This is a genomic window from Thalassobaculum sp., from assembly GCF_040219215.1.
Lineage (GTDB): Bacteria > Pseudomonadota > Alphaproteobacteria > Thalassobaculales > Thalassobaculaceae > Thalassobaculum_A.
Genome location: NZ_JAVJSX010000004.1, coordinates 1 through 4,226 on the forward strand (window position 1 = coordinate 1; position 4,226 = coordinate 4,226).

Genomic DNA, 4,226 nt, shown 5'->3' on the forward strand with positions numbered 1-4,226 from the left:
GCTTCGACCACTCGGCGCCGCAGATCAAGGGAAAGAGCTCGAGCCATGAGAACTGGCCTCCTTCACCAGCCCTCACGGTGAATCAGAAAACACCCGCGATGGGAATCCCCTACGATTCAGCTACCGACGAATATGCTCTAGGTCGCTCAGCCGCAGAAATTGGCAGCGCGTTGACGCCCTTCGGGCCGTGCTGTCGTGAGCCGAACTCCGGATCCCGGCCGTGACCGCATCCCCCCTCACTGGCGCGAGCCAAGCCCAGGCCTCGTAACGAGAAGATGGCGGATACAACTGGCGGTCATGAAGGTGTGCGCGCATCAATCATAGAATGCCGCGACACATCGCCGGTCCGTGAGACTGCCCAACTTGCGCTCGATGAGGTTGCACTTGTACGGAGTTCCCGCTGACGTGGCCATGGCCGGAAAGGTCATGGGCAACGGTCTCCCAATTGCAGCGGTTACCGGGCGTTCCAAGTTCCTGAAACTGCTGAATTCGGCAAAGATACAGGGACATTTGGCTACGAGCCTGCATCAATCGCCGCGGCGCACCCCTCCGTGAACTGGCCCGCCTGTTGTCGGAGTGACGCGCCTGGCAGAAGCGCTCGGCCGAACCCGCCTCGCAGCGCTGCTCCGCGCCGCACCCGACGACGATTCGCGGACCTGCCGCTGATGACACTCAACTCTGCAACTCAATGGGGCCCCAGCGCCGACCGACACAACAAGCATTTGTTGGGTTGCGATTCCGTGAGGTCATTTGGCTGCTCTGGTACACTCTTCGCGATTGGAATGTAGGGATGCAGCCATGACCAAGTCGGAGTTGATCGCACGGCTGGTGCAAGCCAACCCGCACTTGTTGCTGCGGGACGTTGAGCGGATCGTGTCGACGATCTTCCAGAACATCGTCGACGCTCTCGTGCGTGGCGATCGGGTCGAGTTGCGGGGTTTCGGGTCGTTCACCGTCAAACATCGACAAGCCCGTACGGGCCGCAACCCGCGGACCGGGAAAGCGGTACCGGTGGATATGAAGATTGTCCCGTTCTTCAGGGCCAGCAAGCTGCTGCGTGGCCGGATCAACGCGGCAGTACCGCGGCAACTTTACGGTACTCGGCGCTAGAGTCTGCATACCAGCGCGACCGGCGGCCCCCTCGAACTGGTGAGTATCAGGGACTTGCGGTGCCGATCGGCGCCGGAGCCCCATCCCGACTGACACTCTTGGCCTTTCAGAACTCGTTGCGAGCAGGAGGCCTATTGCCGCGACCTCCCGCGAGCAGTTGTTCCCGCCGCGGTCGACGCGGCACGGCGATGTCTCATTCTGCTTCCTCAGTAACACAGAATGTATGCTATTCGATCAGTTGACATGTTACCACCGTTACATTTAAATTGAACCATGGCTGAAATCGTATGGCTCCTACTGACTTATAAGGTTCCCCCCGAGCCGGCAGCGAAGCGGATCGCCGTCTGGCGGCGGCTCAAGGGTATGGGCGCCGTCTATCTCCAAAGCGGCGTCTGCCTGCTGCCGAAGACCGACGACCATGTCCGTCGGCTGAAGATGATCGAGAACGATATCGCAGAAGCGAAGGGGGACTGCGTGATCCTTGAGACCGTCGCGCTCGACCGCGGTCAGGAGGAAAAGGTGGTCGCCCGGTTCAAGGCCGATCGGGACGAGGCCTACGAGGAGTTCATCGACAAGTGCCACGACTTCGAGCGCGAGGTCGCGAAAGAGGTCACGGCGAACCACTTCACCTTTGCCGAACTCGAGGAGAACGACGTCGATCTGAAGAAACTTCAGGGCTGGATCGGCAAGATCCGCAAGCTCGACTTCTACGGCGGTGTCCGTGCGACCGAAGCCGCCAAGCGGCTGAAAGAGTGCGAGGCGGTGCTCGACGACTACGCCCGGCGCGTCTTTGACGCCCACGACGAGAATGGGTGAGAGCATGGGTGTGCTTCAGATCGAGATAGGCTTATCCACCGCCTTCTCTCCGCGCTTACCGCCTGAGGCGACGCAGCAGGCAGCGTCGCGGGTGCTGCGCTGGCTCGATCGTCAGCGCCAACGCGCCGCGCTGGCGGAACTCGACGACCGGCTTCTGGCGGATATCGGCGTGAACCGTGCAAGTGCTGAGGCCGAGTCCAGGAGATGGGACTGACAAACCCGCAACACGAAAGGATCGGTATCCATGATTGAATGGTCCACGACGGCTCCGGCCGTCGGCTCCGCCTTTCTCGCCTCCGTGGTCGAGATCGTCGAGGCCTTCACGATCATCCTTGCGGTGGCAACCCTGCGCGGCTGGCGGCCTGCGGTTCTTGGAACCGCGGCAGCGCTGACTGTGCTCGCGACGATCGTGCTGGCTCTCGGCCCTGTGCTCGATTTGGTGCCTCTGCACGCCCTGCAGCTGGTGATCGGCGTTCTGCTGCTCCTCTTCGGCATCGGTTGGCTGCGCAAGGCAGCCCTGCGCATGGCCGGCGTGATCCCCCTTCATGACGAGGAGGCGATCTTCGCGGCAGAAACGGCGCAGCTCGGCGAGGAGGCACGGCGCCGCAAGACGTCGCTCGATTGGATCGCGGGCATCACTGCCTTTAAGGCGGTGCTGCTCGAAGGGCTTGAGGTGGTGTTCATCGTCATCGCCGTCGGCGCCGGTCGGGGGCTTCTGTGGCCTGCGAGCCTCGGCGCCCTCGCGGCCTGCGCGCTCGTTCTGTTGGTCGGCGCGGTTGTTCACCGACCGCTGTCCCGAGTTCCGGAGAACACCCTCAAGTTTGGCGTCGGGGTTATGCTGTCGGCCTTCGGGGTGTTTTGGACCGGCGAAGGTTTGGGTGTTGAATGGCCGGGCGCCGATTTCGCCCTGTTCGTCTTCGCGGCGCTATTCCTGGGAACTGGATTGCTTGCCGCGACCCTAGCCCGCACGTCGGTCAGGAAGGCCGCGCAATGACCATTCTCCGGGACGTCCTCGCAGAACTCATCAGCATGTTCGTGGGCGATGCTCTGCTCACGGCGACCGTGCTTGTCGTCGTAGGCTTCGCAGCCGCGCTGATCGATCTCGGGAGTGTTACGCCGCTGGTCGGCGGCGGCGTGCTGCTTGTCGGATGCCTCGTCGTGCTCGCCAGTGCCGTCGCGCGGGCCGCGCGACGGCAATAGATGGATCAGAAATCCCAGACGACTTGATGAAGGAAATCGCGACACTGCTTTCGCTAGATGTTTAGTCCCGGCTTGTGATGGATTGGATCGGGTCTGAAGCGATCTGGGTGCTCGGTCCATAGCTTGCAGATCGCCTCGTACGGCGTGAGCCCGTTGAGCGTTTTGAGGCGCTTGGCGAAGTTGTAGGCGTTTAGGAAGTCGGCGAGGTGGGCTCGCAGGCGGTCGTGGCTGTCGTAGTAGAAGCGGCGCACCGTCGCCTCCTTGATGGTCCGGTTCATGCGTTCGACCTGGCCATTGGTCCAGGGTGGTTCGGCTTGGTCAGGCGGTGATCGATGCCGGTCTTGGCACAGGCGAGCTCGAAGGCGTGAGCCCTGAAGCACTCGCCATTGGCGATAGCATCTCTGATGTCGGCCACGGCCGAACACACATTCCCCGGTGTGGTGAAGTGCGTGCCGTTGTCGGTCAGCACGGTGTGGATCTTGTAAGGAACGGCATCGATCAGGCGGCGCAGGAAATCGGCAGCGGTGCGCCGGGTAGCCAGTTCGTGCAGCTCGGCAAAGGTGAACTTGGTCACCCGGTCGATTGCCACGAACATGTACAGCTTGCCGTCCTCGGTCCATACCTCGGCGATGTCGCCTCTCATGGTTTGCTACGCAAACCACTGCCGGGCAGCGGATATCGATGTAGCCGACCGGATATTCCCTGAACCGCTTCTTCGGCTTGTCGCCCTCGACACTCGGCAACCGACTGATGTCATGGCGCTGGAACAGCCGGTGCAAGCTGGACCTGGTCAGGTGCGGGATGCTCGCTTGCAGGGCGTAGAGGCAATCGTCGAGCAGCAGCATCGTGTGCTTCCGAAAGGCGACGATCAGAGCTTCCTCCTCGGGCGACAGCACCGTCGAGCGCCGTTCCTTCGGCCCCATCGGGGCATCCTCGACGGAGCTACGCTTGCGCCACTTCTAAACCGTCTTCGGATTGATGCCGTACCGGAGACTTAGCTCCTGGATCGAAGCTTTCGATCGCTGTATCGCAAGTACCTGTCCCATAGCATGTCCTTAGCGATGAGCGGCTCTTCAACCGTACCATCACATGCCGGGACT

Annotated in this window: 6 protein-coding genes and 1 pseudogene; 6 read left to right on the forward strand and 1 reads right to left on the reverse strand. The window is 61.9% G+C overall.

The window, feature by feature from the left end; all coding sequences use genetic code 11:
• The 6 genes from RIC54_RS02455 to RIC54_RS02480 all read left to right on the forward strand — a co-directional run.
• A partial coding sequence (locus tag RIC54_RS02455) for a hypothetical protein (RefSeq protein ID WP_350150490.1) occupies window positions 1-224 on the forward strand: 224 nt, incomplete at its 5' end.
• Window positions 225-798: 574 nt separating this feature from the next.
• Entirely contained in the window at window positions 799-1,110 is a 312-nt protein-coding gene (ihfB, locus tag RIC54_RS02460; RefSeq protein WP_350150492.1) for an integration host factor subunit beta, read from the forward strand.
• A 273-nt stretch (window positions 1,111-1,383) separates the two neighbouring features.
• Window positions 1,384-1,926: a Chromate resistance protein ChrB gene (locus RIC54_RS02465; protein WP_350150494.1), complete on the forward strand. Its 543-nt coding sequence runs from the start codon at window positions 1,384-1,386 to the stop codon at window positions 1,924-1,926.
• Between the two features lie 4 nt (window positions 1,927-1,930).
• Complete coding sequence (locus RIC54_RS02470; RefSeq protein ID WP_350150496.1) at window positions 1,931-2,140, forward strand: DUF1127 domain-containing protein; 210 nt, start codon at window positions 1,931-1,933, stop codon at window positions 2,138-2,140.
• Between the two features lie 30 nt (window positions 2,141-2,170).
• Window positions 2,171-2,920, forward strand: a complete 750-nt coding sequence (locus RIC54_RS02475; protein ID WP_350150498.1) for a COG4280 domain-containing protein — start codon at window positions 2,171-2,173, stop codon at window positions 2,918-2,920.
• Window positions 2,917-3,126 (forward strand): hypothetical protein, encoded by a 210-nt coding sequence (locus tag RIC54_RS02480; protein ID WP_350150500.1) that lies wholly within the window; start codon window positions 2,917-2,919, stop codon window positions 3,124-3,126. Before RIC54_RS02475 ends, RIC54_RS02480 begins: the two co-directional genes overlap by 4 nt.
• Before the next feature lie 53 nt (window positions 3,127-3,179).
• On the opposite strand, the pseudogene RIC54_RS02485 reads toward RIC54_RS02480, so the two are convergent.
• Window positions 3,180-4,172, reverse strand: a pseudogene (locus RIC54_RS02485) (IS481 family transposase).
• Window positions 4,173-4,226: the final 54 nt, after the last annotated feature.

Coding starts and splice junctions, on each gene's coding strand:
- ihfB (WP_350150492.1), top strand. CDS start 799: ATGACCAAGTCGGAGTTGATCGCACGGCTGGTGCAAGCCAACCCGCAC.
- RIC54_RS02475 (WP_350150498.1), top strand. CDS start 2,171: ATGATTGAATGGTCCACGACGGCTCCGGCCGTCGGCTCCGCCTTTCTC.
- RIC54_RS02470 (WP_350150496.1), top strand. CDS start 1,931: ATGGGTGTGCTTCAGATCGAGATAGGCTTATCCACCGCCTTCTCTCCG.
- RIC54_RS02480 (WP_350150500.1), top strand. CDS start 2,917: ATGACCATTCTCCGGGACGTCCTCGCAGAACTCATCAGCATGTTCGTG.
- RIC54_RS02465 (WP_350150494.1), top strand. CDS start 1,384: ATGGCTGAAATCGTATGGCTCCTACTGACTTATAAGGTTCCCCCCGAG.